The 24,550-nt window shown below is 70.8% G+C and carries 18 protein-coding genes; 9 read left to right on the top strand and 9 right to left on the bottom strand.

Annotated features, from left to right (window positions below):
- The first annotated feature begins 3 nt into the window (after window positions 1-3).
- Genes ACSHV8_RS32055 through ACSHV8_RS32040 form a run of 4 tightly spaced genes read left to right on the top strand, consistent with a single transcriptional unit; the run spans window position 4 to window position 3,541 of the window.
- Window positions 4-1,530, top strand: coding sequence for an NCS1 family nucleobase:cation symporter-1 (locus ACSHV8_RS32055; protein WP_436521821.1), 1,527 nt, complete (start codon window positions 4-6; stop codon window positions 1,528-1,530).
- Window positions 1,530-2,309, top strand: coding sequence for an aspartate/glutamate racemase family protein (locus ACSHV8_RS32050; RefSeq protein WP_436521819.1), 780 nt, complete (start codon window positions 1,530-1,532; stop codon window positions 2,307-2,309). Before ACSHV8_RS32055 ends, ACSHV8_RS32050 begins: the two co-directional genes overlap by 1 nt.
- Entirely contained in the window at window positions 2,306-2,818 is a 513-nt protein-coding gene (locus ACSHV8_RS32045) for a SigE family RNA polymerase sigma factor (protein WP_436521817.1), read from the top strand. The genes ACSHV8_RS32050 and ACSHV8_RS32045 overlap by 4 nt, the downstream gene beginning before the upstream one ends.
- 12 nt (window positions 2,819-2,830) lie before the next feature.
- Window positions 2,831-3,541, top strand: coding sequence for a hypothetical protein (locus ACSHV8_RS32040; protein ID WP_436521815.1), 711 nt, complete (start codon window positions 2,831-2,833; stop codon window positions 3,539-3,541).
- A 79-nt stretch (window positions 3,542-3,620) separates the two neighbouring features.
- On the opposite strand, the gene ACSHV8_RS32035 is transcribed toward ACSHV8_RS32040, so the two are convergent.
- From ACSHV8_RS32035 to ACSHV8_RS31995, 9 genes are all read right to left on the bottom strand, one after another.
- The gene (locus ACSHV8_RS32035; protein ID WP_436521813.1) at window positions 3,621-3,809 is read right to left on the bottom strand and encodes a hypothetical protein; all 189 of its coding nucleotides are present in this window, start codon (window positions 3,807-3,809) and stop codon (window positions 3,621-3,623) included.
- On the bottom strand, window positions 3,809-5,326 hold the full coding sequence (locus tag ACSHV8_RS32030) for a hypothetical protein (RefSeq protein ID WP_436521811.1): 1,518 nt from the start codon (window positions 5,324-5,326) through the stop codon (window positions 3,809-3,811). The genes ACSHV8_RS32035 and ACSHV8_RS32030 overlap by 1 nt, the downstream gene beginning before the upstream one ends.
- A complete protein-coding gene (locus ACSHV8_RS32025; RefSeq protein WP_436521809.1) occupies window positions 5,327-7,771 on the bottom strand; it encodes a GTPase-associated protein 1-related protein in 2,445 nt (814 codons plus the stop codon).
- The gene (locus tag ACSHV8_RS32020; RefSeq protein WP_436521807.1) at window positions 7,764-8,942 is read right to left on the bottom strand and encodes a hypothetical protein; all 1,179 of its coding nucleotides are present in this window, start codon (window positions 8,940-8,942) and stop codon (window positions 7,764-7,766) included. The genes ACSHV8_RS32025 and ACSHV8_RS32020 overlap by 8 nt, the downstream gene beginning before the upstream one ends.
- Window positions 8,942-10,828, bottom strand: coding sequence for a hypothetical protein (locus ACSHV8_RS32015; RefSeq protein WP_436521805.1), 1,887 nt, complete (start codon window positions 10,826-10,828; stop codon window positions 8,942-8,944). The genes ACSHV8_RS32020 and ACSHV8_RS32015 overlap by 1 nt, the downstream gene beginning before the upstream one ends.
- A gap of 115 nt (window positions 10,829-10,943) precedes the next feature.
- Window positions 10,944-13,235 (bottom strand): hypothetical protein, encoded by a 2,292-nt coding sequence (locus tag ACSHV8_RS32010; protein WP_436521803.1) that lies wholly within the window; start codon window positions 13,233-13,235, stop codon window positions 10,944-10,946.
- A complete protein-coding gene (locus ACSHV8_RS32005; protein WP_436521801.1) occupies window positions 13,225-13,731 on the bottom strand; it encodes a DUF4760 domain-containing protein in 507 nt (168 codons plus the stop codon). Before ACSHV8_RS32005 ends, ACSHV8_RS32010 begins: the two co-directional genes overlap by 11 nt.
- A 48-nt stretch (window positions 13,732-13,779) precedes the next feature.
- On the bottom strand, window positions 13,780-14,406 hold the full coding sequence (locus ACSHV8_RS32000; RefSeq protein ID WP_436521799.1) for an MBL fold metallo-hydrolase: 627 nt from the start codon (window positions 14,404-14,406) through the stop codon (window positions 13,780-13,782).
- A complete protein-coding gene (locus tag ACSHV8_RS31995; protein WP_436521797.1) occupies window positions 14,406-15,113 on the bottom strand; it encodes a maleylpyruvate isomerase family mycothiol-dependent enzyme in 708 nt (235 codons plus the stop codon). Before ACSHV8_RS31995 ends, ACSHV8_RS32000 begins: the two co-directional genes overlap by 1 nt.
- A gap of 180 nt (window positions 15,114-15,293) precedes the next feature.
- Here ACSHV8_RS31995 and rsgA point away from each other — a divergent pair, with 180 nt between their 5' ends.
- From rsgA to uvrC, 5 genes are all read left to right on the top strand, one after another.
- Entirely contained in the window at window positions 15,294-16,325 is a 1,032-nt protein-coding gene (gene rsgA, locus ACSHV8_RS31990; RefSeq protein ID WP_436521795.1) for a ribosome small subunit-dependent GTPase A, read from the top strand.
- A gap of 129 nt (window positions 16,326-16,454) precedes the next feature.
- Window positions 16,455-18,242: a hypothetical protein gene (locus ACSHV8_RS31985; RefSeq protein ID WP_436521793.1), complete on the top strand. Its 1,788-nt coding sequence runs from the start codon at window positions 16,455-16,457 to the stop codon at window positions 18,240-18,242.
- Between the two features lie 179 nt (window positions 18,243-18,421).
- Window positions 18,422-21,379, top strand: a complete 2,958-nt coding sequence (gene uvrA, locus ACSHV8_RS31980; protein WP_436521791.1) for an excinuclease ABC subunit UvrA — start codon at window positions 18,422-18,424, stop codon at window positions 21,377-21,379.
- 285 nt (window positions 21,380-21,664) lie between these two features.
- Window positions 21,665-22,219 carry a Rieske (2Fe-2S) protein gene (locus ACSHV8_RS31975; protein WP_436521789.1) on the top strand — a complete coding sequence of 185 codons (555 nt, stop codon included), beginning with the start codon at window positions 21,665-21,667 and terminating at the stop codon, window positions 22,217-22,219.
- A 101-nt stretch (window positions 22,220-22,320) separates the two neighbouring features.
- On the top strand, window positions 22,321-24,447 hold the full coding sequence (uvrC, locus tag ACSHV8_RS31970; protein ID WP_436521787.1) for an excinuclease ABC subunit UvrC: 2,127 nt from the start codon (window positions 22,321-22,323) through the stop codon (window positions 24,445-24,447).
- Window positions 24,448-24,550: the final 103 nt, after the last annotated feature.

The following is a 24,550-nucleotide window of genomic DNA, read 5'->3' as shown; positions in this document are numbered from 1 at the left end:
CGCATGGCCGACACCCTCTCCAGCAAGCCGCACGAGGACCTGGTCGAAGCCGCCGGCATGCCGGTCGGCAGCGGCGTCATCAAGCCTTCCTACGATCCGCGACTGACCAACGAGGACCTCGCGCCGCTGCGGAAGCAGACGTGGGGCTCGTACAACATTTTTGCGTTCTGGATGTCCGACGTGCACAGCGTCGGTGGGTACGTGACCGCGGGCAGCCTGTTCGCGCTCGGCCTGTCGAGCTGGCAGGTGCTGGTCTCGCTGGTCGTGGGCATCACCATCGTCTACTTTTTCTGCAACCTGGTGGCCAAGCCGAGCCAGGTGACCGGGGTGCCCTACCCGGTGATCAACCGGGCCGCGTTCGGGGTGCTCGGGGCCAACGTGCCGGCGATCATCCGGGGTTCGATCGCGGTGGCCTGGTACGGCATCCAGACATACCTGGCCTCGGCCGCCCTGGACGTCGTCGTGCTGAAGATCTGGCCCGGGCTGGTCGCCTGGGCCGACGTCGACCAGCACGGCTTCCTCGGGCTGCCGACGCTCGGCTGGTTCACCTATGCGCTGCTCTGGGTGTTGCAGGCGGCCGTCTTCTGGACCGGCATGGAGACGATCCGCAAGTTCATCGACTTCTGCGGGCCGGCCGTCTACGTGGTCATGTTCGCGCTGACCGGCTACCTGATCCACAAGGCCGGCTGGGGCGCGATCGACCTGAACCTGGGCGACGTGAAGTACCACGGCGTCGACGCGATCCCGATCATGCTGGGGGCGATCGCGCTCGTGGTGTCGTACTTCTCGGGTCCGATGTTGAATTTCGGCGACTTCTCCCGGTACGGGAAGTCCTTCGGATCGGTCAAGACCGGCAACTTCCTCGGGCTGCCGCTCAACTTCCTGATGTTCAGCATCCTGACCGTGGTCACCGCCAGCCTGACCCTGCCGGTCTTCGGTGAGCTGATCACCGACCCGGTCGAGACGGTGTCCCGGATCGACAGCACGTTCGCGATCGTCCTGGGCGCGCTGACGTTCACCATCGCCACGATCGGCATCAACATCGTCGCCAACTTCATCTCGCCGGCGTTCGACTTCTCCAACGTCAGCCCGCAGCGGATCTCCTGGCGGGCCGGCGGCATGATCGCCGCGGTCGGCTCGGTGCTGATCACGCCGTGGAACCTGTACAACAACCCGGACGTCATCCACTACACCCTGGAGACGCTCGGCGCCTTCATCGGGCCGCTGTTCGGGGTGCTGATCGCCGACTACTACCTGATCCGCAAGCAGCAGGTCGACGTGGACGCGATGTTCACCATGGCGGCCGACGGCAAGTACCACTACAAGAAGGGCTACAACCCGCCGGCGATCATCGCGACCGCGGTGGGTGCGGTCATCGCGGTGATCCCGGTGCTGTGGAGCGGTGGGCCGCACATGCACACGATCGCCCAGTACAGCTGGTTCATCGGCTGCGGCCTCGGCTTCCTGGTCTACCTCGGCCTGGCCCAAAAGCCGGTGGTCACCGCGGCCGACGAGGCAGTCCCGGCCTGATGCGGATCCGGGTCATCAATCCCAACACCACGGCGTCGATGACCACGCTGATCGAGGCGAGCGCCCGGGCCGTCGCCGGCCCGGGCGTCGTCGTCGAAGGGGTCACCCCGGACATGGGCCCGGCCTCGATCGAGAGCCACTACGACGAGGCGCTGTCGGTCCCCGGGCTGCTCGCCGCGGTCACCGCCGGCGAACGGGACGGCGTCGACGGGTACGTGGTCGCCTGCTTCGGGGACCCCGGTGTGGACGCGGCCCGCGAGATCGCGGCCGGCCCGGTGGTGGGCATCGCCGAGGCCGCGATGCACGCGGCGATGCTCGTCGGGCGCGGATTCAGCGTGGTCACGACCTTGTCCCGTACGCGAGGAAGGGCTCTTGATCTTGCCGTGAGGCACGCCCCGGCGGGCGCCTGCCGGGGCGTCTGGGCCTGTGACATCCCCGTCCTCGACCTGGAGAGCGACCCGGCCGCGCGGAAACGGGTGACCGCGCTCGCCCGGCAGGCCCTGGACCGCGACGGCTCGGACGTCATCGTGCTCGGCTGCGCCGGGATGGCCGCGTTCTGCGCCGAGGTCTCGGCCGAGATCGGCGCCCCGGTCATCGACGGCGTCGCGGCCGCCACCCTCCTGGTCCAATCCCTGGTGACGCTCGGATTGCGGACGTCCCGGCGCGATGAGTACGCTCCGCCGCCGGTCAAGCAATACTCCGGAATATTGGCGACGTTCATGCAACCCGATGGAGACGGGAGTCGTCAGGGAGGTGTGACAGCGAAGGAGGACTCGTGAGAAGCGAGCGCGACGAGCAGTTCCACCGCTTCGTGGTGTCCCGGAGGTCCGGCCTGGTGCGCACCGCCACTCTGCTCACGGCGGGCGACGCCCACCTGGCCGAGGATTTGGTGCAGTCGGTGCTGACCAAGCTCTACGTGGCCTGGCCGGCATTCCAGCGGGCCGACAATCCGGACGGCTATCTACGCCGGGTGATGGTCAACGCGTTGACCGACGAGCGGCGGCGCTGGTGGCGACGGCGGGAAGAATCGATGGCAGACGTGCCGGACCTTCCCGCGGCCGAACCGGCGCGGCACAACGAGGTCGCCGACGGGCTGCGCGCGGCCCTGAAGCAGTTGCCCCCACGGATGCGGGCGGCGCTGGTCTTCCGCTACTTCTACGACCTCGACGTCGCTGACACCGCCGACGCCCTCGGATGTTCCGCGGGGACGGTGAAGAGCCAGACCGCTCGGGCCCTCGACCGGCTCCGCGTGGTCATCGGCCAGAACCCTACGCTCGCCCACCGTTGAAAAGGCAGCACCATGACTGATCTGCGCAACCACCTCGCCGACCTCGCCGGGTCGCCCGGCGAACCCACCACCGTCCAGGCCGACGCCGACCTGGCCCGGGGCCGCACCGCCCTGCGCCGCCGCCGGCTCCTGCAGGGCGCCACCGGCTCCGCGTTCGCGATCGCGGCGGTCGCCGTCGCATTCGCGTTCACCACCGCCTCCGGGCCGTCCACCGGCAGCGCCCCGGTGGCCGGCGGCACCACGCCGGCGGCCACCCCGACGACCGCCACCAAAACCACGTCGTTCCAGCTCGTGGCCTACACCGGGGCGCAGCCGGCCGGCTTCTCGATCGACCGGGTCCCGTCCGGCTGGGAGGTGCAGGGCATCACCGAGTCCGCACTCACCCTGGCCCCGATCGGTGCCAAACCGCGCAACAGCGCCGAACCGCTCGGCAACGTCGCCGACACCGACCCGAGCAGCTTCGTCGGCAAGGTCGTCGTGATGCTGCAGTCGGTCGACGAGCAGGGCACGCCCGCGGGTCAGGCCGTCAAGGTCGGCGGGCAGAAGGCCACCCTGGTCAAGAAGGAGGACGCCACCGACGGGCGCACCCTCTACTGGCCGCAGAAGAACGGCATCAACGTCCAGATCCAGGTGTGGGACGGGATCGGCTGGACGGCCGACGACATCACCGCGTTCGCCGCGGGCATCCACGTGAACCCGAACGCCAAGCAGGGCCGGGGCTGATCGCGTACCACCGACGGGAACACCGGATCCGGGCGCGCCAATCGCCCGGATCCGGCGCGGGTACCAGTATGGCGGGGTTTCACCAGGGCAGCAGGTGGCGCTGAAGCCAGCGCCAGACGCCGACCTCGGCCGGGACCACCGTCCCCCACAGCTCGGCCCGGACGGCGATCACCACACCGGCGATCACCAGGCCGCCCAGGAGAACCAGCATCAGCCCGCGGAAGGCCAGGTACGACGGCGGAGGCCGGAGTTCGTCGTCGGGAGTCATCACCGGACTCCGCTCAGCAGCCAGCGGATCGGCACGACCGGCTCGCCGAAGTGCTCGGGCAGGTCCGGGAAGTATCCGACCGGCGGCCGGCCCAGGTAGAAGTACCGGACCCGGCGGAAGTCCCGCTCGGCCGCCAGCACCAGGTTGTCCAAGCCGATGGAGACGAGCCAGTCCCGAGGTGGGGGCGGGGCGTCCCCGGCCAGCCCCAGACGTTGCGCCGCGCCGCCGCCCCAGAGCTGATCCATCTTGCTGATCACGACGGCCAGCCGGCAGCGGCCGGTCGGCATGCAGAACTGCTCGATCTGGTTCACCATCAGCCGGTACGGCAGTTCGAGCCGTTCCACCCCGACCCGCCGGGCCCCGGACTCGCCGGCCACCTCGACCAGGGGCGCGTCCAGCGGATCGAGGACGAACACGTGCCGCCGGGTCGTACCCAGATGGTCCAGCACGCCGCTCTCCACGTCACCGCGCAGGAACGTCTCCCCGGCCGGATCGAACATGTGCAGGAAATCGCCGGCCGGCAGTACCCCGGTGTGCACCCGGACCCGGCGGGGTGCGTCCGTCGGGCGGGGAGGTGCCGGCTCCGGCTCGATCCGGTCGGACAGATCCCGCAGAGCGTGCCGGATCAGGTGGGTCTTGCCGACCCCGGGCGCGCCGGACACCGCGATGATCGATCGGCGGCGCACCCCGGCCTCGTCCGGGAGTTCCACCGTGCAGCGGGGGCAGGCCGGGGTCACCGCCACCTTCCGCCCGGCCTCCACCCAGGCCGCGTTCCGGACGACCGTGGTGGGCAGGCGACGGCCGCACCGGCACCGGCGCATCCAGACGCCGAACAGACCCGGGCGTACGTCACGATGCTGCCGCCCGCAGGCACAGCGATAGGCCGGCAGCACCTGGACCAGGCGGCAGTGCGGGCAGACCACGCCCGCGCCCCGCGACCGGCGGACCAGATGATCGGCGGCGATCAGGACCAGCGCGACCGGTGCGCTCAGGGCCCCGCCCAGCGTGTGGACCGCGGCCGCCAGCAGCGCGGTGACGACCCAGGCGGCCACCGCGCCGGCCGCCGCCCCGAGCAGAAAGGCCGGGATCGCCAGCACCAGCGGGCACAGCAGGATCAGATAGATCAGGGCGCTCGGATACTCCAGGTCGAGCAGGGCGTCGTAGGCGTTGCGGGTGAGCCGGCTGATCCACCGGTACGGCCAGACCGCGGCGTTGACCACGTCGCGGTAACCCTGCCCGAGGAGATAGTGCGGCCAGGCGTCGTCCCGGTACGGGAAGGGCGCGGCCCACGACCGGCGGCGGTGCGGATCGGGAACGATCGGGCCCAATCCGTCCGGCTCGGCCCCGGCGAAGGCGCGGACGGCGCCGACCAGGGCCGAGACCGCGCCGGCGAGGACACCCACGGTCGCCGTGACGAGCATCAGCGGGATGGCGATGTACACGACGGCGAACCAGTACAGGGCGAGCCCGACCAGGAACAGCAGGATCAGGCCGAGGACGCCGAGGGCCTGGGGCACTCAGCGTTCCTCCTTCCGCATCAGGCTCGACCAGAGACGTTTGAACGCCGCGAGCAACGTCTCGGCCGGTTCGGATTCCTGCGGGTCGGCCTCCCTGGTGACCGGTGCCTCCGGCAGCCGCTTCAGGCCCGCTCGCTCACGCCACCGATTCGCCCATTCCGGATGCACCCGACCCAGCCGCTCCCCGGCCTCCTTCAGGTCTTTGGCGGGATGGCTTTTTATCCAGTCGCCCACCGGCGCGGTGAGCCCGTTCTGGGCGGCCGGGCTGCTCTTGGGCCGGAACAGCAGATAGAAGGCCAGGGCCGCCCGGCCGGGTGGCCAGTCGATCTCGGAGATCTTGGCCAACCGGCTCGCCAGTCTTTCCGCGATCTCGTCCGGCAGCCGCTCCACCAGGTGACCGGCCGAGGGCAGGTCGTCCATCTCGAAGATCTGGTTGGCCAGGGCGACGGCCTGGGCCTTCAAGAGCTCGGGCGGTAGTTGGAACAGCCACTCGCGTGGTGGGTGAGTCGCGTCGAACTTGCGGCTCAGGGCCTCCTGCAGTCGCGCGTCACCGTTCTTCAGCTGATTGACGTGAGCGTGGGTGCTCTCGAACGACTTGTCGGTGAGCAGGCCGCACTCCGACAGCCGCAGCCACAGGTTCAGGTCGGCGGCCTGGGCGAAGGGCTGATGCACCCTTGTCCGCAGGGACGCGAACAGTCGCGGTGGAAGCTCCACCCCGTCGGGCCGGTGATCGCAGATTCTCCCCAGTTCCTCCGCCGTCGGCTCGGTTCCGGCCCAGAGAACTTCCACCAGGTCACGGAAACGATCCGGGCCGTCGGCCGCAGCCTTCGGCAGATTCTCGGCGACCAGCCGTTCGCGACGCGGCAGGTCGTGCGTCATCGCCGTCGAGAGGAGCGCCTGGTCGAACGGCGTCTTGAGGCCGGCCGGGTAGCCGCGCGGCTGGATCCGGGGAAACCAGTTGCGGGCCAGTACCACGGCGTGGGAGCGAGTCGTGGGGCGCCGGCGAAGCTCCCGGGTGAGTCGTTCGATCGCCCGGGGTTCGGTGTTCCACCGGCTCAGGTCGTACGGGGCCTGCGAGTTCTCGGCCCAGCCGGCGAAGAAGCGGTCGGCCGCCTCGCCGACGTCGTCCAGACGCACGGTGACGCCCAGGCTCGCGGCCACGGTCAGGGCGGCCGCGAAGGCCGGCGGCCGCATGGTCCGCAGCGACTGGATCGTGATGTCGGACGCCTCGGGCAGGAAGTCCGGCGTCACACTCCACCGGGGCGGATGCCGGACGGCCGCGTCGGGATCGGCCTCCACCGCCGCGAACTCGGCGCGCGTCGCCCGGAGCAGCACGTCCGGGCGGGCGTGGGCGTACTCCGTCCGCCGGCTGAGGCTCTCCAACTCGCGAAGCACGGGCAGGTCGGCGTCCTCGACGACCGCCTCGATGAGCAGGGCGCCGTAAGCCTCCCGGACCACCGGCGGGCCGCCTCTCAGCCAGCGCAGCACCGTCGGCGCCAGGGCCGGACCGGGGGAGCGGCCGAGCGTCGCGGCGATCGCCAGCGCCTGAGCCTCGGTGCCGCCCAGGCCACTGCCCGCGGCCAGGTCGACGGCCTCGGCGACCGCCACCGGGTCCTCGGTACAGAACAGCCGGGCCCAGTTCGCGGCCTCCGGGCTGACCGGCACCGGGCTGTGCCGTCGGGTCTCGAGGTCGAAGACCGCGTACCCGTTGTCCTGGTCGATGGAGGCCGGGAAGTCGCTCCACTCCGGGTGCACGGCCACCACCTGGAGCTTCGAACGGGCCGGAGCCATGGAGAACACCTTGAACCCGATCTCCAGGGCGCGGTCCTGCGGCAGCAGCAGGGTGGCCGCGACCAGCCAGCGCAGGGCGTCCTCGGCGTCCCGGGTGATCAGCGCGACCCGGCGGCGGCCGAGCAGATCGCGGTCGGCCAGGGTGGACACGAGCGCGGCCAGCATGCGGTCGCCCCCGCGGCGGGCCCGGACGTGCCGGGCGGCCACGGCGGCGTCGATCGGGCCGGGCTCCCAGTCGGCCGGGGGGCCGCTGAGGTCGGTGCCGGGCGGCGTGCTGGTCAGCCAGAACGAGGCGTGGGCGAGCTGGGCCGGGCGGATCGAGCCGTAACTGGTCCGCTGCTCGGTGGAGATGGCATGGGTGAGGTGGTTGCCCTGGCGGGGCCCGTCCATCTCCCGGCCCTGATACCGGCCGCTGCTGGTGGCCAGGATCGGATCCTCGAAGACGTGCGCCATCGACGGGGGGAACTCGGCGGCCGGGCGCCCGGCCTGGACGAACTGCTCCGGCGGCTCGTACAGCAAATGTTGTTTGAGAAAGGCCAGGAGTTCCCAGTCGGCCCGGGGCGTCCTGGACTGCCACTGCATGCCGGCGACGCCCTCGAGCCCCTTCCCGAGCGCACAGTTGGTGTAGACCGCGGCCTCGAACGTCTCAGGCATGGCCGTTCCTGGTGGGGATCATCCCGAACTTGGCCAGGAGCCAGATGAGTGGCTCGGACACCCGGATCGGGTGTACGACGGCGCCGTCCGCGAGCTTGTTGTTGGCGTAGTCGGGCGGCTCGCCCAGCGCGGAGACCGCGAAGTACTGGAAGTTGGTGTAGTGCGCCTGGAAGGCGGCGTCGATGTCGTCGGCACCCAGATCGATGAGCATCTCGCGGACCGACTCGTGAATCTTGCGGCCCTGCTCGGCGTCGTAGACGTTGCCCTGCGACTCCGGCTCGAACACCTTCCGGCTGAGCTCCGGGAGGTTGCGCAGTGCGTCGACCTTGGCGAAGACGACGGCGACCGGGAGATCGATCATGCCCTTGACGCCGTGCTCCTCCCGCAGCACCTCGGTCACCTGCTGGACGACCTTGACCGCCTCGGCGTGCGGGCGGGCCGCCTCCTTCAGGCCGATCCGGGTGGGCAGGTCGGTGATCGCGAAGGGATCGAGCAGGACGATGAAGGCATGCACCTTGGCCAGGAATTTGAGTTCGTTCACGCCTCGGGAAGTCCCGAGCATCTCGCCCGCGGTGTCGAGGAACGACAGGTAGCTGCTGCGGTATCGGCTGGCCCGGTCGTTGCGGCGGCGCCACTCGAAGAGCAACGGCTCGCTGCGCCCGTCCGGCTGCTCGGTGATGGCCGGCAGCCGGCGGCCCCCCATGATGTTCTCCACGCTGTTCTCCAGCCAGCGGTTCCCGGCGTCCCCGCAGACCGAGACGTCGGCCTCGAACCGCTTGCGGATCGCGCCGCGGATCTGGTCGGCGAGCACCGTCAGGTACACGGTCTTCCCGGTGTACCGGGCGCCGGCCATGGCGATGACCGGGCTGAACGAGTCCCGGAACTTGGACGGCAGCGGCGTGTTGCAGTGCGGGCAGACGTGCCGGCCGGTGCGGCCCCGGCAGGCCGGGCAGGTCGCCCGCCGGGGGATCGGGAGCGGCCAGGGCAGCCAGTGCAGTCGCGACCGGAAGACCGGGTACATGTGTTCCTCCTGCCCGGTCGCCTCCAGCCGCTTGTTGTTGATCGCTCGCCGGCACTGACGGAATCCCGGCTTCTGGATGCCGCGGCAGGTGAACCAGAGGCGGCGGCGATTGATGCGGTAATAGCAGAACGGGCAGATGTCTTTCAGCATCAATCGACCCCGCGATCGCTGGCGTTGAAGTTGTCGACCGGTATCTCGCGGCCCTCGTGCCAGGCGCGGCAGTGGATGAGTCGCTTGCCCACCAGGGAGTCGTCCCGGGCCGGAGTCGGCAGGACGATCTCCCAGGGGGTCTCCGGTCCGCATCCGACACCGGTCACCCTCCGCAGCAGGGTGGCCTGCTCCGGAGGGGCGCCCGGCCGGCGGAGGCGGATCTCGATGTCGAGGCCCTGGCACGCCTGGGTGGCCGTGAAACGGAACAACATCCGCCGGGGCTGGAAGAGGGTGGCGCGCTTGTGGACCACGCCGTACAACAATTCGGTCACTGCGTCCCCGGCGGACCGCCGAACGGTCTCTGACATGAGGTCGGGACAGTCATGAGTACGGAGCACCGAGACGATCTCGACCGTGGTCGGACGGTGGCTGTTGTACTCGATGTGTCCGGCTTTCTGGAGTTCGACGTCGGTGACATCCCATGTAGTGGCCTTCCCGTCGGTGATCCAGGTGACCCGGGCCAGACGGATGCCGTCCGGCCAGCGCCAGCGCAGTAGCAGTTTCTCGCCGAAGCGCTCCAGATCGGCTTCGCAGACTTCGGGGACGGCGGTGATCTCGACCCCGGCGCCGAACCGGGCCAGGCTGCCGCGGATCGTGACCGGGACCACCGTCGAACGGCCGGCGGGCAGCGGAAATCGCAGGGTCCCGGCGTCGTTCCGCGGGGTGAGCGAGTCGCCGTGATCGGTGACGCGCCGGGTCGGCACGGTCGTGCCGGGAGCCGGGGTTCCGGGGCCACGCGCCCGGATCAGGAGGATCCGGTCCGGCCCGGTCACCCCGGTGACACGAGGGGTCAGCTCGGTGCGCCCCTGATGTTCGGAGATCGAGTGATCCGCGATCACCGGCACCGGGGGTGGCGGCGTGACCTTGATCGACAGCTGGACCGGCTCGCCCTCGGCCTCCCGCCCGGTGTCGGCGTTCCGGTACACCGGGGTGATGCGGTAGTGCACCTGGCCCTCCGGCGCCCGGTCGTCGAGGAAGGCCGGCCGTCCGTCGGAGGACGGGAGGAGCAGGCCGTCCTCGGAGTCGGCCGACTCGCGGCCGACCGTCCGCCGCACCCGGAAACCGGTCGCCGAGGGATGCGCGATCCAGCGGCTCTCCACGGTGTTCACCCCGACGACGTCCAGGGTGACGTCCTGGACCGGCGGTGCGAACCAGGCCGGGCGGGGCTCGGCGGCGCCCTCGCTGTCCGAGGTCCGCGCCGTCACGTAGTACCAGAGGAGACGAGCGGTCGGTGCCCTCGCGTCCAGGATGCCGTCCGCCTCCAGGTCGGTGACGAGGACGACCCGCGGCTCGTCGCTCGCGTCCCCGCGCTCGACGGTGAACCGGGCCCGCTGCGAGCCGACCCCCGGAACCGACCACCTCAGGTGCACGCCGGCCCGGGTCTGGGACACGACGACCTCGGGACACAGGGCGGTGGTGGCCGGCGCGGCGGGGTCTGCGCTCGTCTCCGCGGCCACCGGTGCGCTGTCCGGATCCGGCTTGCCGTCCGAGTCGGCGGCGGGCGTCGCCGGAATCTGCCGGAGCCACCACTGTGGATCGTCGTAGTTCCGGCCCAGCCGGTCGCGCAGGTCGGCGTCGGCCTGCAGCCAGTTGCGGCAGACCGCGCTGATCCCGGTGGTGGTGTTGTCCTCGGCCGCGCGCTCCCAGTACGAGACGACGTTCTTCACCCGGTCCAGGACCGTCGCGCCCGAGACCGTCCCGGTCGCCCAGCGCGGGTCCAGGTCGTAGCGCACGTGCAACAGCGTCCGTGACGGAGCGTTCAGGGATCGACGGAGCACTCGCTGTGCGTAGTCGCCGGTGTTGAACTTGTGAGGGTCATCAGGCACGGTCAGATCCTCGGTCCGCTGCGCAGCAAGATCACCAAACAGAGTCGGATGGTCACCGAATGCTGATGACGGTATCGGTGGCGGACGCCGGATGCCAGACTCCCGAGTGGATCTGTCAGGCTCGCAAAAGGATCCGGACGACCGATTCCCCGGGCAGTCGCGAGTGCCGGTCCAGCGCCCGGGTCACGATCGCCGGGTCGGTGTCGCCGAGTGCCGCCACGATCAGGGTGTGGCTGCGGGCGGCGAGCAGCTTGGGCAGACGGTCCGGAAGGGCGGCCGCCGTGGTGCTCAGCACGATCCAGCCGGCCTGCGCCTGGCGGTGCAGGAATCCCTGGAGCTGCCGCTCGGTGAAGCCGTCGCCCACCGTATACACGCGATCGCCGTCGCTCGCGGCCCACTCCGGCAGGAACCCGGCCACCGGCGGGACGGAAGCACCGTCCGCGAGCGGGGGCACCTCCTCCGCGGCGAACTCGACAGTTGCGAACCGGGGCCGGCGGGTGAGGACACCGGCCCGCCAGGCCGCGCGCACCAGAGTGGACGCGGGCAGGACGGTCTGCCCGTCGTCCAGGACGAAGCCGAGGCATCGCCCGTCGCTGACGACCGGGGCGCCGTGTGCCTCCGGGCCGAGGCCCAGGGCCAGGCGGTAGCGCGACTCCAGCTCCGCGGTCGCCTGGACGCGGACCGGCCGGGTCAGGCCGGGGAACACCACCGTGCCGTCGACGACGGTGTCCGGGCAGACGAGACGCCCCCAGGCCGGCGCCGAGCCACGGTGGCCGGCGAAGGTGAGCAGGGCCAGCTCGTGGTCGGCCGTGGTCCAGCCGACCCGGGCGGTGTACCGACCGCCGCCCGCGGCGAGCGTCATCGGGCGGTCGCCCACCAGCCGTTCCGGGACCACGGCGATACCCTCGTCGACCAGGCAGGCGAAGCCGGACGGCAGTGTGAACAGGGTGACCACGGGTGGTGCCGGCGGCGGTGGCGGCGGCGGTGCCGGCGGCGGTGCCGGCGGTGCCGGCGGTGCCGGCGGTGGTGCGGGCGGTCGCGGGGGAGGAGCCGGACGGCGAGCGCTCGGCGGTCTGTCCGGAGTGGCTTGTGGTCTGGCCGGCGGGCGGGGCCGGGCGGGGCTCGGCGGCCCGGTCAGCGTCCGGTACCGGTCCTTCGCCTCGCCGTCCCGCGGGAACCCGGTCAGGCCCCGGGACAACCAGTCGATCACCATGGCGACCTGCCGTCGACGGACACCGTCGACGCGCCCGGCCGCAGTCACGGGGGCGTGTTGAGTCGCCATGCGGAGGGCTTCCCGCGCCGAGATTCCGGCCGCGGCGTACTGGCGGCACAGTGCGATCGCCTTCAGAACCGGTTCGGACGACGCGGTGCTGGCCCCGAGGTCGTCGATGATGCTGGTGAGGTGCGGGATCCACTTCGCCTCCGGGCCGGTCAGCGACCGGAGCCGACGCAACGGCCCGGCCAGTCGGTCGTCGTCCGGGTCGATGAGCTGGGCATGGCAGACGACCCGGTTCGGCTCATCGAAGTGAGCGGTGATCTTCGGGGGCATGCGGTGGAAGTCGACCGCCTGCACCACCTCGAAGCCGGGCGGGGCCGGCGGGGTCCCCCGCAGCTCGCTGAACTCGGTCTGGGGTAACGGCACCCGGATCGTCGACCCGCCGGTGTACGCGTCGTTGGCGACGATCCAGACGTTGTCCCGCGGGCCGTCGCCGAGGAAGGGCTCGATCGTGTCGCTGCGGGCCGGCACACAGATCACCTCCGCACCCAGCCGGCTGAGGTCGGTTCGGGCGTCGGCGAGGAAGTCCTTGCAGATGGCGACCCCGATGCTCCGATCCCGCCCGTGCAGCCGAACCTGGAAGAGGCGGTGACCCGAGCCGGGATCGGCCCGTTCGCCCTTGGCGAGATGGCGTTTCGTCACCACGTGCACGCGCCGGTCGTGGACCAGCACCGCGACGTTGCGCCCGAGGATCTCGTCGGGCCGGAACCCGTCGTCCATCGTGGCCAGTCGCTCGGCCGTCTCCTGCTTGCGGATGTAGCCGAGCCCGGCCACCACGACCCGCCCCGCCGAGTTATCGACCAGCAGGTCCAGGCAGTCCGCGGGCACCGAGTACTCCGGCAGCACCACGACGTCCGCCCCCAGACCGCAGAGGAAGTCGAAAATCGGCCCCAGCCGTTTCCCGGTCTCGCCGGTGCAGACCTTGTCGAGCTCGGCCGACGCCCCCGGGACCGAGGAGACCCCGGGATCGAAGACGTTGCGCACGGTGAACACCGAGTCGGGCGACGACGCCCGGCCCGGCGCCGACCACAGGGGCTCGGCCGGCAGCCAGATGTCCTGCTCGGTCAGCGCCTGCGGGATGAAGTCCAGCTGGACAGCCGCGAGCCGCAACGGCCGCTGGTCAGGCCGCATGGCCTTGGCTCGCGTCGATCGAGGCGGCGGCCGGCGCCTCCACCGGCGGCGCGACGGCCGGGGGCCGGGGCACCCGGGCGGCCAGCCGTTCCGCGTACGGATACGGCCGGAACCCGCGGGTCGCCTCCTGATGGTCGAAGAACGGCCGGGCCGCCTCGATCGCCCGCGCGTACGAACGGCCCATGCTCTTCACCACGATGTCCCGGTCGACATAGCCCGCCTCGCAGGCGATGGCGATCGAGTTCATCACGGCCAGCGCGAACCCGATCGTGGAGCGGGTCGTCTCGTCCAGCGCGGCGACCTCGGCCGGCGACCGGCCGGCCACGTGCTGGTGCAGGAATTTGCGGCCGAGCCGGACCTCGGGCGCGAGGTACCGGTTCTGCATCTCGAAATACGCCTTCAGCCGGTCGGCCTTGGACGACCGGCGAAATCCGAAGACCGCGACGATGACGGCTACGACTGGGGAGACCAGGGCCAACCAGACGCTCGGGTTCATCCGAGAAGCGTACTCAGTATCGTTGATCTCCGCCCGGCGTCGGTTCCGTCACCAGCCGCGCTCGCGCCACTCCGGCAGGTGGGGGCGTTCCTCGCCGAGCGTCGAGTCCTTGCCGTGGCCCGGGTAGAACACGGTGTCGTCCGGGAAACGGGCGAACAGCTTGCGCTCCACGTCCCCGATCAGGGATTCGAAGTTCTCCCGGACGCCGCGGGTGTTGCCGACGCCGCCGGGGAACAGGCTGTCGCCGGTGAACAGGTGGACGCGTCCGGCGCCCGGCCCCTGGTAGGCCAGCACCACCGACCCGGGCGTGTGCCCGACGACGTGGATGACCTCCAGCGTGTGCCCGCCGACCTCGACGGTGTCGCCGTCCTTGAGGGTGCGGGTGACCACCGGCAGCGGCCCGGCGTCGGCCGAGTGGGCCAGCGATGCCGCCCCGGTCGCGGTGACCACCTCTGCCAGCGCGACCCAGTGGTCCTGATGCTGGTGGGTGGTGACCACGGTCCGCAGGCCGGCGTCGCCGATCACGTCGAGCAGCGTCGAGGCGTCGTTGGCGGCGTCGATCAGCAGCTGCTCGGACCCGGCGGTGAGCAGGTAGGCGTTGTTGTCCATCGGGCCGACCGACACCTTGGTCAGGGTGAGGCCGTCGCCCAGGTCACGTGTGTATTCGGTCGCCATCACTTCCACCTCGCGGGCTGGGGGAGCTCCCCGTCGGGGGAGACGGTCAGGTCGGTGCCGTCGGCGCGGCCGGCCAGCCAGGCCGCGATCGAGCGGGTGGGCCCGCCGATCACCGGTGCCGTGTCCGAGGGGGCGCCGACGAGCAGGGGATGGTCGGCGCCGGCCGGGTGCAGCACCATCGCCGGGGCGGAGGCCGGCAGGTCACCGGCGATCTCGCGGAGCAGGCGCAGCGCGAACGCGTCCGACCAGTCGGCCGGCGTGTAGCCGCGGCCGAGGTCGACGTGGTGCACCTCGACCTCGCGCAGCCGGGCCCAGGGGACGACGGCCGCGGACGGGACGATCGCCGGGTAGCGGAACGTCCAGGCCTGGGCCGGCATGGAGGCGGCGGCGTCGGCGAACCGCTCGTGCGCGGCCCGCAGGTCGGCGATCTGCTCGGCCAGGGGCCGGCCGGCCCCGGCCTCGATCGCCGCGTTCCGGGCCTCGGGGGACGCGTAGGCCGGGGTTTCCACCTCGGTACGCGCCCAGACCAGCAGATTCGTGTACGCCTCGGCGTTGCGCGCGAGGTGGGTCAGGACGTGCCCGACGGTCCAGCCGGGCAGCCCGGACGGCTCCCCGATCACGGAGTCGTCGAACTCCTCGGCCGCTCGCAGCAGGGTTTCGGTGGCCTGGTCCACGTCGGTCATCAGGACCAGCGGATCGATCGTCACACCGAAGACACTAGCCGCGGAATTCGCTTTCGCGGGGTGGGGCCGGACCGTACCGTCGGATCTCGAGACGCGCCGCCCGAAGAACCCGCGGAGGAGGTGAGGCACGTGCTTGTCGTCGTTGTTGCGTCCCTTCACCCGGGGGCCTCCGCCCCCACTTCTCGACCGTAAAGGGTTCAGAAAATGTCGTACGACCTGTCCCAGCTCGGCTGGGACGAGATCTTCGTATCCTCGTTCCGTCCCTATGACCGCCCGGACACCGTTCCCGGGCGGGTGCTGCGCGCCGACCGCGGTGTCAGCACCGTCCTCACCGCCGACGGCGTGACCCGCGCCGGCCTGGGCGGGAACGCGCTGATCGAGGCGGCCCGCGATCCGTCCTCGCTGCCGTGTTCCGGTGACTGGGTGGTGCTGCGCAACTGGCCCGACCGCCGGGTCACGCTGGAACTGGTGCTGCCGCGGCGCACCACGCTGATCCGCCGTACCGCCGACAAGGACTCCTCGGGGCAGGTGCTGGCCGCGAACATGGACACCGTCGCCGTGGTCGAGCCGATCTTCCCGGAGCCGAACGACGCCCGGGTCGAACGGCTTCTCGCGCTGGCCTGGGAGTCCGGCGCCGATCCGGTGCTGGTCCTCACGAAATCCGACACCGCCCGGGATCCGGAGGCGGTGGCCCGGCAGCTGGCCCGGCTCGCCCCGGACGTGCCGGTGATCCCGGTCAGCGTGCAACGCGGCACCGGGCTGGAGAGATTGCGGGAGCTGGTCGCGCCCGGCCGCACGCTGGCCCTGCTCGGTCGTTCCGGGGCCGGTAAGTCGACGCTGGCCAACGCGCTGGCCGGGACGGCGGTGATGCCGGTGCAGACGATCCGGGACGCCGACGGCAAGGGGCGGCACACCACGGCGTTCCGCAACCTGGTGACCGTGCCCGGTGGGGGCGGTGTGATCGACACCCCGGGCATCCGGGGTGTCGGCCTGCTGGACACCGAGTCCGGGCTGGACCGGGCGTTCGCCGATGTGATGGAGATCGCCGGGCACTGCCGCTTCGACAACTGCCGGCACGAGTCCGAGCCCGGGTGCGCGGTGCAGGCCGCGCTGGCCGACGGCTCGCTGCCCCCGCGCCGGCTGGCCAGCTGGCGCAAGCTGCACCGGGAAGTCGCGGTGGAGAGCCGGCGACGCTCGGTGCGCCTGGCCACGGCACCGCGCCGCCGTCACCACTAGATTCATCAAGCCCTCTTTCCCGTACGGACGTGACCCTGCTCACTCCGTACGGGAAAATGGCTGTTGAGCGGGCAGCGGAGCGCCCGCGCATTTGGGTGATTGTCGCGCGGCTCTGGCAGAATCCGCCCGATGCACGGGGCGGATGAATTGGTGAAGGAGCGGGACGAGTCGGTCGTCACGGAGGAGACCCGGGATGACGGGTTCTCCGGCTGGCGGCGGTTCGATCTCTGGGTTCTGCTGGGGTTCGTGGCGTTCGCCGCGTTGACGTTGATCCAGTTGTGGATCCACCCGAACGGGAACGTCCTGGCCGGCAACAAGGACGACCACGGGATCTTCCTGTTCATGCTGGCGCACGGTGAGCGGGTCGTCTTCGACGGCGCGCCGCTGTTCTGGGAGAGCCACCTGAACGCGCCGGTCGGCGTCAACATGATGGCGAACACGGCGATCCTGCTGCTCAGCCTGCCGCTGGCCCCGGTCACGCACTTCCTGGGCGGCGGCGTCTCGGTGGTCTTCCTGATCACCTTCGGCCTGGCCGGCACCGCCGCGGCGTGGTATTGGCTGTTCGCCCGCCACCTGGTCCGCAACCGCTGGGCCGCGGTGATCGGGGCGGCCTGGTGCGGCTTCGCGCCGATGATGATCTCGCACGCGGCCGGCCACGTGAACTTCGTCAACCAGTACCTGGTGCCGTTCATCGTGTGGCAGGTGCTGCGGCTGCGGGAGCCCGGCCGGGCGCTGCGCGGCGGCCTGATCCTGGCCGTGCTGATCGTGATGCAGATCTTCATCAACGAGGAGACGCTGCTCTTCGTGGCGCTGACCCTCGGCATTTTCGTGGTCGCCTACGCGTTCATGAAGCCGCGCGAGGTGCGCGAGGCGGCCCCGCGCTTCCTGGGCGGGCTGGCCGTGACCGGCGGGGTCGCGCTGACCCTGGCCGCGTACCCGTTGTATTACCAGTTCTTCGGCAAGGGCAACTACCACGGCCAGCCGTTCGAGCCGGACCACATCGTCACCGACCTGCTGTCGATCCCGGCCTTCGCCCGGCAGTCGCTGGCCGGCATCGGCCCGGTGGCCCGGCGGCTGAGCCTGAGCCCGACCGAGGACAACACGTTCTGGGGCCCGTTCGGCCTGGTGATGATCATCGTGGCGATCAGGATGCTGTGGCACTCGGCCGTGGCCCGGGCCACGGCCATCGCCGGGCTGGTGCTGCTGGTCATGTCGCTCGGGCCCAAGCTGCAGGTGGCCGGTTTCCGTACGCCGATCCCGCTGCCGTTCGCCCTGATCGCCCACCTGCCGGTGATCGACCTGGTGAGTGTCTCCCGCTTCGCGATGGTCCCGGCCACCATCGCCGGCATCCTGCTCGCGCTGGCCACTGACCGGGTCGGTGCGTTCACCCCGGAGCGCCGCCGCAAGTACTGGATCGGCATGGCGCTGGCCCTGGTCCCGCTGATCCCGAAGCCGCTGCCGGTGGTCGCGGGCGAGCCGGCGCCGGTCTTCATCACGTCCGGGATGTGGAAGCAGTACGTGCCCGAGGGCCGGACGCTGGTGACGGTGCCGCTGCCCGAGGTGACCTACGGGCGGACCGGGCAGCGCTGGGCGACCCTGGAGAACCTGGACTACGCCACCCCCGGTGGCTACTTCATGGGGCCGGCGAACCCGCCGTACGACACCACCGGCTCGTGGCGCGCGCCCGACCGGTACACCAACACCCTGCTCGTCCAGGCGCAGCTGCGCGGGCGGCGGCCCGGTCTGACCGATGCCGATCGCGAGCGGATCCGGGCCGACTTCGCCTACTGGCGCGCGTCGGTCGTGGTGCTGGTGCCGCAGACCAAGAACGTCAAGGTGATCCGGGCCCTCATGGTCGACGCGCTGGACCAGGCGCCGAAGCGGGTCGGCGGCGTGGAGATCTGGGTTTTGAAGTAGTCACCCGCCAGGGGGACGTTGCAAGGTCCGTTCTGCGGGAATGTCCGCCATGTGGAAGGCGCTGCACTGAGGTCGGGGGAAATTGTCGTACCCCGAAGCTAGAGTGGCGAGTCGTCTTTGGCACACCTGTACGGACTAGAGTGCGACCGACTTCAAACACCTGTACGGAGAGGCTAGTAGTGGCCGACCGACTGACTATTCGTGGCGCCCGCGAGCACAACCTGCGCGACGTCAACCTCGACCTGCCCCGCGACGCCATGATCGTCTTCACGGGCTTGTCCGGTTCGGGCAAGTCCAGCCTCGCGTTCGACACGATCTTCGCCGAGGGGCAGCGGCGGTACGTCGAGTCCCTGTCGTCGTACGCGCGGCAGTTCCTCGGCCAGATGGACAAGCCGGACGTCGACTTCATCGAGGGGCTCTCACCGGCCGTCTCGATCGACCAGAAGTCGACGTCCCGCAACCCGCGATCGACGGTCGGCACCATCACCGAGGTCTACGACTACCTGCGTCTTCTGTTCGCCCGCACCGGCATCCCGCACTGCCCGGTCTGCGGCGAGCGGATCAGCAAGCAGACCCCGCAGCAGATCGTCGACCGGGTCCTGGCGATGCCCGAGGGCACCCGCTTCATGGTCCTGGCCCCGGTGGTCCGGGGCCGCAAGGGGGAGTATGTGGATCTTTTCGCCGAGCTCCAGGCCAAGGGCTACGCCCGGGCCCGGGTCAACGGCGTGGTCCACCAGCTCACCGAGCCGCCGAAGCTGAAGAAGCAGGAGAAGCACACCATCGAGGTGGTGGTCGACCGGCTCAGCGTCAAGGCGAGCAGCAAGCAGCGCCTGACCGACTCGGTGGAGTCCGCGCTCGGCCTGGCCAACGGCATCCTGCTGCTCGACTTCGTCGACCTGCCGGAGGACGACCCGGAGCGCGAGCGCCGCTTCTCCGAGCACCTGGCCTGTCCGAACGATCACCCCCTGGCGATCGAGGATCTCGAGCCCCGGGTCTTCTCCTTCAACGCGCCCTACGGCGCCTGCCCCGAGTGCTCCGGCCTGGGGACGAAGAAGGAGGTCGACCCCGAGCTGATCATCCCGGACGAGGAGAAGAGCCTCGCCGAGGGCGCGATCCAGCCGTGGGCCGGCGGCACCACGCAGGAGTACTTCTCGCGGCTGCTGGAGGCCCTGGCCCAGGCCGAGGGCTTCAAGCTGGACACGCCCTGGCGGGCGCTGCCCAGCCGCGCGCAGAAGACGATCCTGCACGGCTCCGAGGACCAGGTCCACGTGCGGTACCGGAACAAGTACGGGCGCGAGCGGTCGTACTACACCGGGTTCGAGGGCGTGGTGCAGTGGATCGAGCGGCGGCACAACGACACCGAGAGCGACTGGTCGCGCGACAAGTACGAGGGGTACATGCGTGACGTCCCCTGCTCGGTCTGCGGTGGGGCCCGGCTCAAGCCCGAGGTGCTCGCGGTCACCCTCGCCGGCAAGAGCATCGCCGAGATCTGCAACCTGTCGGTCGGCGACTGCGCCGAGCTGCTGGCCACGATCGAGCTGGACGAGCGGCAGAAGCTGATCGCCGAGCGGGTGCTCAAGGAGATCAACGCCCGGCTGCGCTTCCTGGTCGACGTCGGCCTGGACTACCTGTCCCTGGACCGCGGCGCCGGCACCCTGTCCGGCGGCGAGGCGCAGCGCATCCGGCTGGCCACCCAGATCGGCTCCGGCCTGGCCGGCGTGCTCTACGTGCTGGACGAGCCGTCCATCGGCCTGCACCAGCGGGACAACCACCGGCTGATCGAGACCCTGAAGCGGCTGCGTGATCTGGGCAACACGCTGATCGTGGTCGAGCACGACGAGGACACCATCCGCACCGCGGACTGGGTCGTCGACATCGGCCCCGGCGCCGGCGAGCACGGTGGCCACATCGTGCACAGCGGCTCGGTCGAGGGCCTGCTGGCCAACGAGAACTCGCCGACCGGCACCTACCTGTCCGGCCGCAAGTCGATCCCGCTGCCGGCCACCCGCCGGCCGGCGACCGCGGGGCGCGAGGTGGTCGTGCACGGCGCCCGTGAGCACAACCTGCGGAACCTGACCGTCCCGTTCCCGCTGGGCCAGTTCATTGCGGTCACCGGGGTCAGCGGCTCGGGCAAGTCCACGCTGGTCAACGACATCCTGCACACCGTGATGGCGAACCAGATCAACGGCGCCCGCCAGGTCCCCGGCCGGCACGTCAAGGTCACCGGGCTGGAGCACGTGGACAAGGTCGTCGGGGTGGACCAGTCGCCGATCGGCCGCACCCCGCGGTCGAACCCGGCCACCTACACCGGTGTCTTCGATCACGTCCGCAAGCTGTTCGCGGAGACCGCCGAGGCCAAGGTGCGGGGCTACGGTCCGGGCCGGTTCTCGTTCAACGTCAAGGGCGGCCGCTGCGAGAACTGCTCGGGCGACGGCACCATCAAGATCGAGATGAACTTCCTGCCCGACGTCTACGTCCCCTGCGAGGTCTGCAAGGGCGCCCGGTACAACCGGGAGACGCTTGAGGTTCACTACAAGGGCAAGACCATCTCCGAGGTGCTGAACATGCCGATCGAGGAGGCGGCGACCTTCTTCGAGGCGCTGCCGGCCATCCATCGGCACCTGAAGACCCTGGTCGAGGTCGGCCTGGGCTACGTGCGTCTCGGCCAGCCCGCGACCACCCTCTCCGGTGGTGAGGCGCAGCGCGTCAAGCTCGCCTCCGAGCTGCAGAAACGGTCCACCGGGCGCACGGTCTACGTGCTCGACGAGCCGACCACCGGCCTGCACTTCGAGGACATCCGCAAGCTGCTGCTGGTCCTCAACGGCCTGGTCGACAAGGGCAACACGGTCATCACGATCGAGCACAACCTGGACGTGATCAAGACGGCCGACTGGCTCATCGACATGGGACCGGAGGGCGGCAGCAAGGGCGGTCTCGTCCTGGCCGCGGGCACCCCGGAGGAGCTGGCCGAGGTGCGGGAGAGCCACACCGGGCAGTTCCTGCGGCACATGCTCGGCCTGACCGGCGACGGCTCCGGCTCGCCGGCCGCGATCGCCCGCGCGGCCAAGGCCAACGGCGAGAAGCCGGCCGCCACCAAGCCCCGGGCCACCCGGTCGAGGGCCAAGGCGACAGTCTGAAAACCCTTATTCCGTACGTCGTTCCGCGGCGGCTGTGGCTCGGGCCACGGCCGCCGCGGCGGTTTTAGAGAACTCTTAGATGACTCATAGCAACGGGCGCCAGCAGGTCCCCTAGGGTCGACCGCGCGCCGCCGACGGGCAATCCGTGGCGGCGTATGCGTACGAATGTGGAGCAGCCAGTCAGGTTAATTCCGTCGCACGCATGAACCGATCGCGGTGGCAGCCGCGTACTCAGGGGCGACTCCGCGTGACATCGGACGCGGACCAGGTACTGGAGGGCGATACATGACTGACGTGCAGACGAGGACCGACGTCGACACCCGGTGCGAGCACGAGCAGGCGGGCACGTTCTCGACCCGCCGGTGCGTCCTGCTGGGCGCCGGCGGCCTCGGTGCCGCCGCGGTCCTGGCCGCCTGTGGCACCGCGACCACGACCACCAACCCGAACGGCTCCGACTACGCGGCCGACCCGGCCCCGGCCGGCAGCAAGGGCGCCGCGGCGGGCGGCAGCACCGGTGGTGGCACGACCGGTGGCGGCGACAGCGGCGGCGCCGCGGCCGGCGCTTCCCTCGCGCTGGTCGCCGATGTGCCCGCGGGCGGCGGCATCATCGCCGGTGACCTCGTCATCACCCAGCCCAAGCAGGGCACGTTCAAGGCGTTCACCAAGGTCTGCACCCACCAGGGCTGCGAGGTCAACGAGGTGAAGGACGGCACGATCAACTGCCCGTGCCACGGCGCCAAGTTCTCGATCGAGGACGGCTCGGTCAAGGGCGGCCCGGCTCCCAAGCCGCTGGCCGAGACCAAGGTCAAGGTGGACGGCGACAAGATCGTCGCGGTCTGACCGACCCGATTCAGGGCATGGCCGGAGATCCGGCGCCGTGGCGGCGGCACCGGACCTCCGGTCGGGCAATTCTGTCAGTCCCACGCACTACTGTTGTGGTTGTGCCAGACCCGTCCACTTATCGTCCGGCGCCCGGTACCATTCCCGACGCTCCGGGCGTCTACCGCTTCCGCGATCCGGCCGGCCGGGTGATCTACGTCGGCAAGGCCAAGAGCCTGCGGAACCGGCTCAATTCCTACTTCGCCGACACCTGGTCGCTGCACGCGCGCACCCAGCAGATGGTCACCACGGCCGGCTCGGTCGACTGGGTGACGGTCGGCACCGAGGTCGAGGCGCTCCAGCTGGAGTTCTCCTGGATCAAGGAGTTCGACCCCCGCTTCAACGTCAAGTATCGGGACGACAAGTCCTACCCCTTCCTCGCCGTCACCCTCAACGAGGAATTCCCCCGCCTGCAGGTGATGCGCGGCGCCAAACGCAAGGGCGTGCGCTACTTCGGTCCCTACTCGCACGCCTGGGCCATCCGCGAGACGCTCGACCTGCTCCTGCGGGTCTTCCCGGCGCGCACCTGCTCGACCGGCGTCTTCAAACGGGCCGGCCAGATCGGCCGCCCCTGCCTGCTGGGCTATATCGGGAAGTGCTCGGCCCCGTGCACCGGCCAGGTCAGCGCCGAGCAGCACCGGGCCATCGTCGACGACTTCTGCGACTTCATGGCCGGCCGCACCGACACGTTCGTGAAACGGCTGGAGCGCGACATGCTCGCCGCCTCCGAGGAGCTGGAGTTCGAGCGCGCGGCCCGGCTGCGCGACGACATCGCGGCCCTGCGCCGGGCCATGGAGAAGCAGACCGTCGTGCTCGGTGACGGCACCGACGCCGACGTGGTCGCCTTCGCCGAGGATCCGCTCGAAGCCGCCGTCCAGGTCTTCCACGTGCGCGACGGCCGGGTCCGGGGCCAGCGCGGCTGGGTGGTCGAGAAGGTGGAGGATCTCTCCACCGGCGACCTGGTCCACCACTTCTGCACGCAGATGTACGGGGAGTCCGCCGGCGAGACCGACGTCCCCCGCGAACTGCTCGTCCCCGCCCTGCCGGACGACGCCGACGCGCTCGCCGACTGGCTCTCCGAGCGGCGCGGCAGCCGGGTCAGCCTGCGCGTGCCCCAGCGCGGCGACAAGGTCGACCTGCTGGCCACCGTGTCCCGTAACGCCGCCGAGTCGCTGCAGCGGCACAAGCTGCGCCGGGCCGGCGACCTGACGACGCGGAACAAGGCGCTGGAGGAGATCGCCGAGGCCCTCGGGCTGGACTCGGCGCCGCTGCGTATCGAGTGTTACGACGTCTCGCACATCCAGGGCACCGACGTGGTCGCCTCGATGGTGGTGTTCGAGGACGGCCTGGCCCGTAAGGCGGAGTACCGGCGGTTCGCCGTGCGGGGCAACGCGGACGGCACCGGGCTGGACGACCTCGCCGCGATGAGCGAGGTGATGCGGCGCCGCTTCGCCCGGTACAAGGCGCAGGCCGGCGCCGACGCACCACGGGACCAGCCGGAACCGGCGGGCGACGAGACCGGGGAGGCGATCGGGGACCTGGAGACCGCCGACCTGCCCGGGATCGACCCGCTGACCGGCAAGCCGCGCCGGTTCGCGTACCCGCCGCAGCTGATCGTCGTGGACGGCGGCCAGCCCCAGGTGAACGCGGTCGCCACGGTCCTGGCCGACATGGGCATCACCGACGTGGCGCTGTGCGGCCTGGCCAAGCGGCTGGAGGAGGTGTGGCTGCCCGGCGACGACTTCCCGGTCATCCTCCCGCGCACCTCGGAAGCGCTCTACCTGCTGCAACGCGTGCGGGACGAGGCGCACCGGTTCGCCATCACGTTCCATCGGCAGCGGCGCTCCAAGCGGATGACCGAGTCGGCGCTGGACGGGGTGGCCGGGCTGGGGGAGACCCGGCGCAAGGCGCTGCTGCGGCACTTCGGATCGGTGAAGCGGCTCGCCGCGGCCACCCCGGAGGAGATCATCGAGGTGCCGGGGATCGGCCGGCGCACCGCCGAGGCCGTGCTCGCCGCGCTGAACGGCACCGGCGGGAGCAGCGGCCGGGCCGAGGCGGGAACGGGCGGGGAGAGCAGCGGCCGGGCCGAGGCGGGAACGGGCGGCGGGAGCGGCGGCCGGGCCGAGGCGGGGCCGGGCGGCGAGAGCGGGAACAAAGCCGGGCCGAAGGTGGCTTCGGAGAACGACTGAACGGGTCGGCCGATCGTGCCGGCCGGCTCAGCCGGACAACCTGTCCGGCGGCTGGACCGGTACGGGTCGGCCTACCATGTTGTGTCCGTCCGCGCGGTGCGGG

The sequence above is a fragment of the Actinoplanes sp. HUAS TT8 genome (genome assembly GCF_051380535.1).
Lineage (GTDB): Bacteria > Actinomycetota > Actinomycetes > Mycobacteriales > Micromonosporaceae > Actinoplanes.
The sequence above is the reverse complement of the archived record's forward strand: the minus strand, read 5'-3'. Positions and strand labels throughout refer to the sequence as shown.

Excerpts from the sequence above, each read along its gene's own strand:
- ACSHV8_RS32035 (WP_436521813.1), bottom strand. The coding sequence starts at position 3,809 with ATGACTCCCGACGACGAACTCCGGCCTCCGCCGTCGTACCTGGCCTTC.
- ACSHV8_RS32005 (WP_436521801.1), bottom strand. The coding sequence starts at position 13,731 with ATGAACCCGAGCGTCTGGTTGGCCCTGGTCTCCCCAGTCGTAGCCGTC.
- rsgA (WP_436521795.1), top strand. The coding sequence starts at position 15,294 with ATGTCGTACGACCTGTCCCAGCTCGGCTGGGACGAGATCTTCGTATCC.
- ACSHV8_RS32040 (WP_436521815.1), top strand. The coding sequence starts at position 2,831 with ATGACTGATCTGCGCAACCACCTCGCCGACCTCGCCGGGTCGCCCGGC.
- ACSHV8_RS31985 (WP_436521793.1), top strand. The coding sequence starts at position 16,455 with ATGCACGGGGCGGATGAATTGGTGAAGGAGCGGGACGAGTCGGTCGTC.
- ACSHV8_RS32000 (WP_436521799.1), bottom strand. The coding sequence starts at position 14,406 with ATGGCGACCGAATACACACGTGACCTGGGCGACGGCCTCACCCTGACC.
- ACSHV8_RS32020 (WP_436521807.1), bottom strand. The coding sequence starts at position 8,942 with ATGCTGAAAGACATCTGCCCGTTCTGCTATTACCGCATCAATCGCCGC.
- ACSHV8_RS32025 (WP_436521809.1), bottom strand. The coding sequence starts at position 7,771 with ATGCCTGAGACGTTCGAGGCCGCGGTCTACACCAACTGTGCGCTCGGG.
- ACSHV8_RS32050 (WP_436521819.1), top strand. The coding sequence starts at position 1,530 with ATGCGGATCCGGGTCATCAATCCCAACACCACGGCGTCGATGACCACG.
- ACSHV8_RS31975 (WP_436521789.1), top strand. The coding sequence starts at position 21,665 with ATGACTGACGTGCAGACGAGGACCGACGTCGACACCCGGTGCGAGCAC.
- ACSHV8_RS32055 (WP_436521821.1), top strand. The coding sequence starts at position 4 with ATGGCCGACACCCTCTCCAGCAAGCCGCACGAGGACCTGGTCGAAGCC.
- ACSHV8_RS32010 (WP_436521803.1), bottom strand. The coding sequence starts at position 13,235 with ATGCGGCCTGACCAGCGGCCGTTGCGGCTCGCGGCTGTCCAGCTGGAC.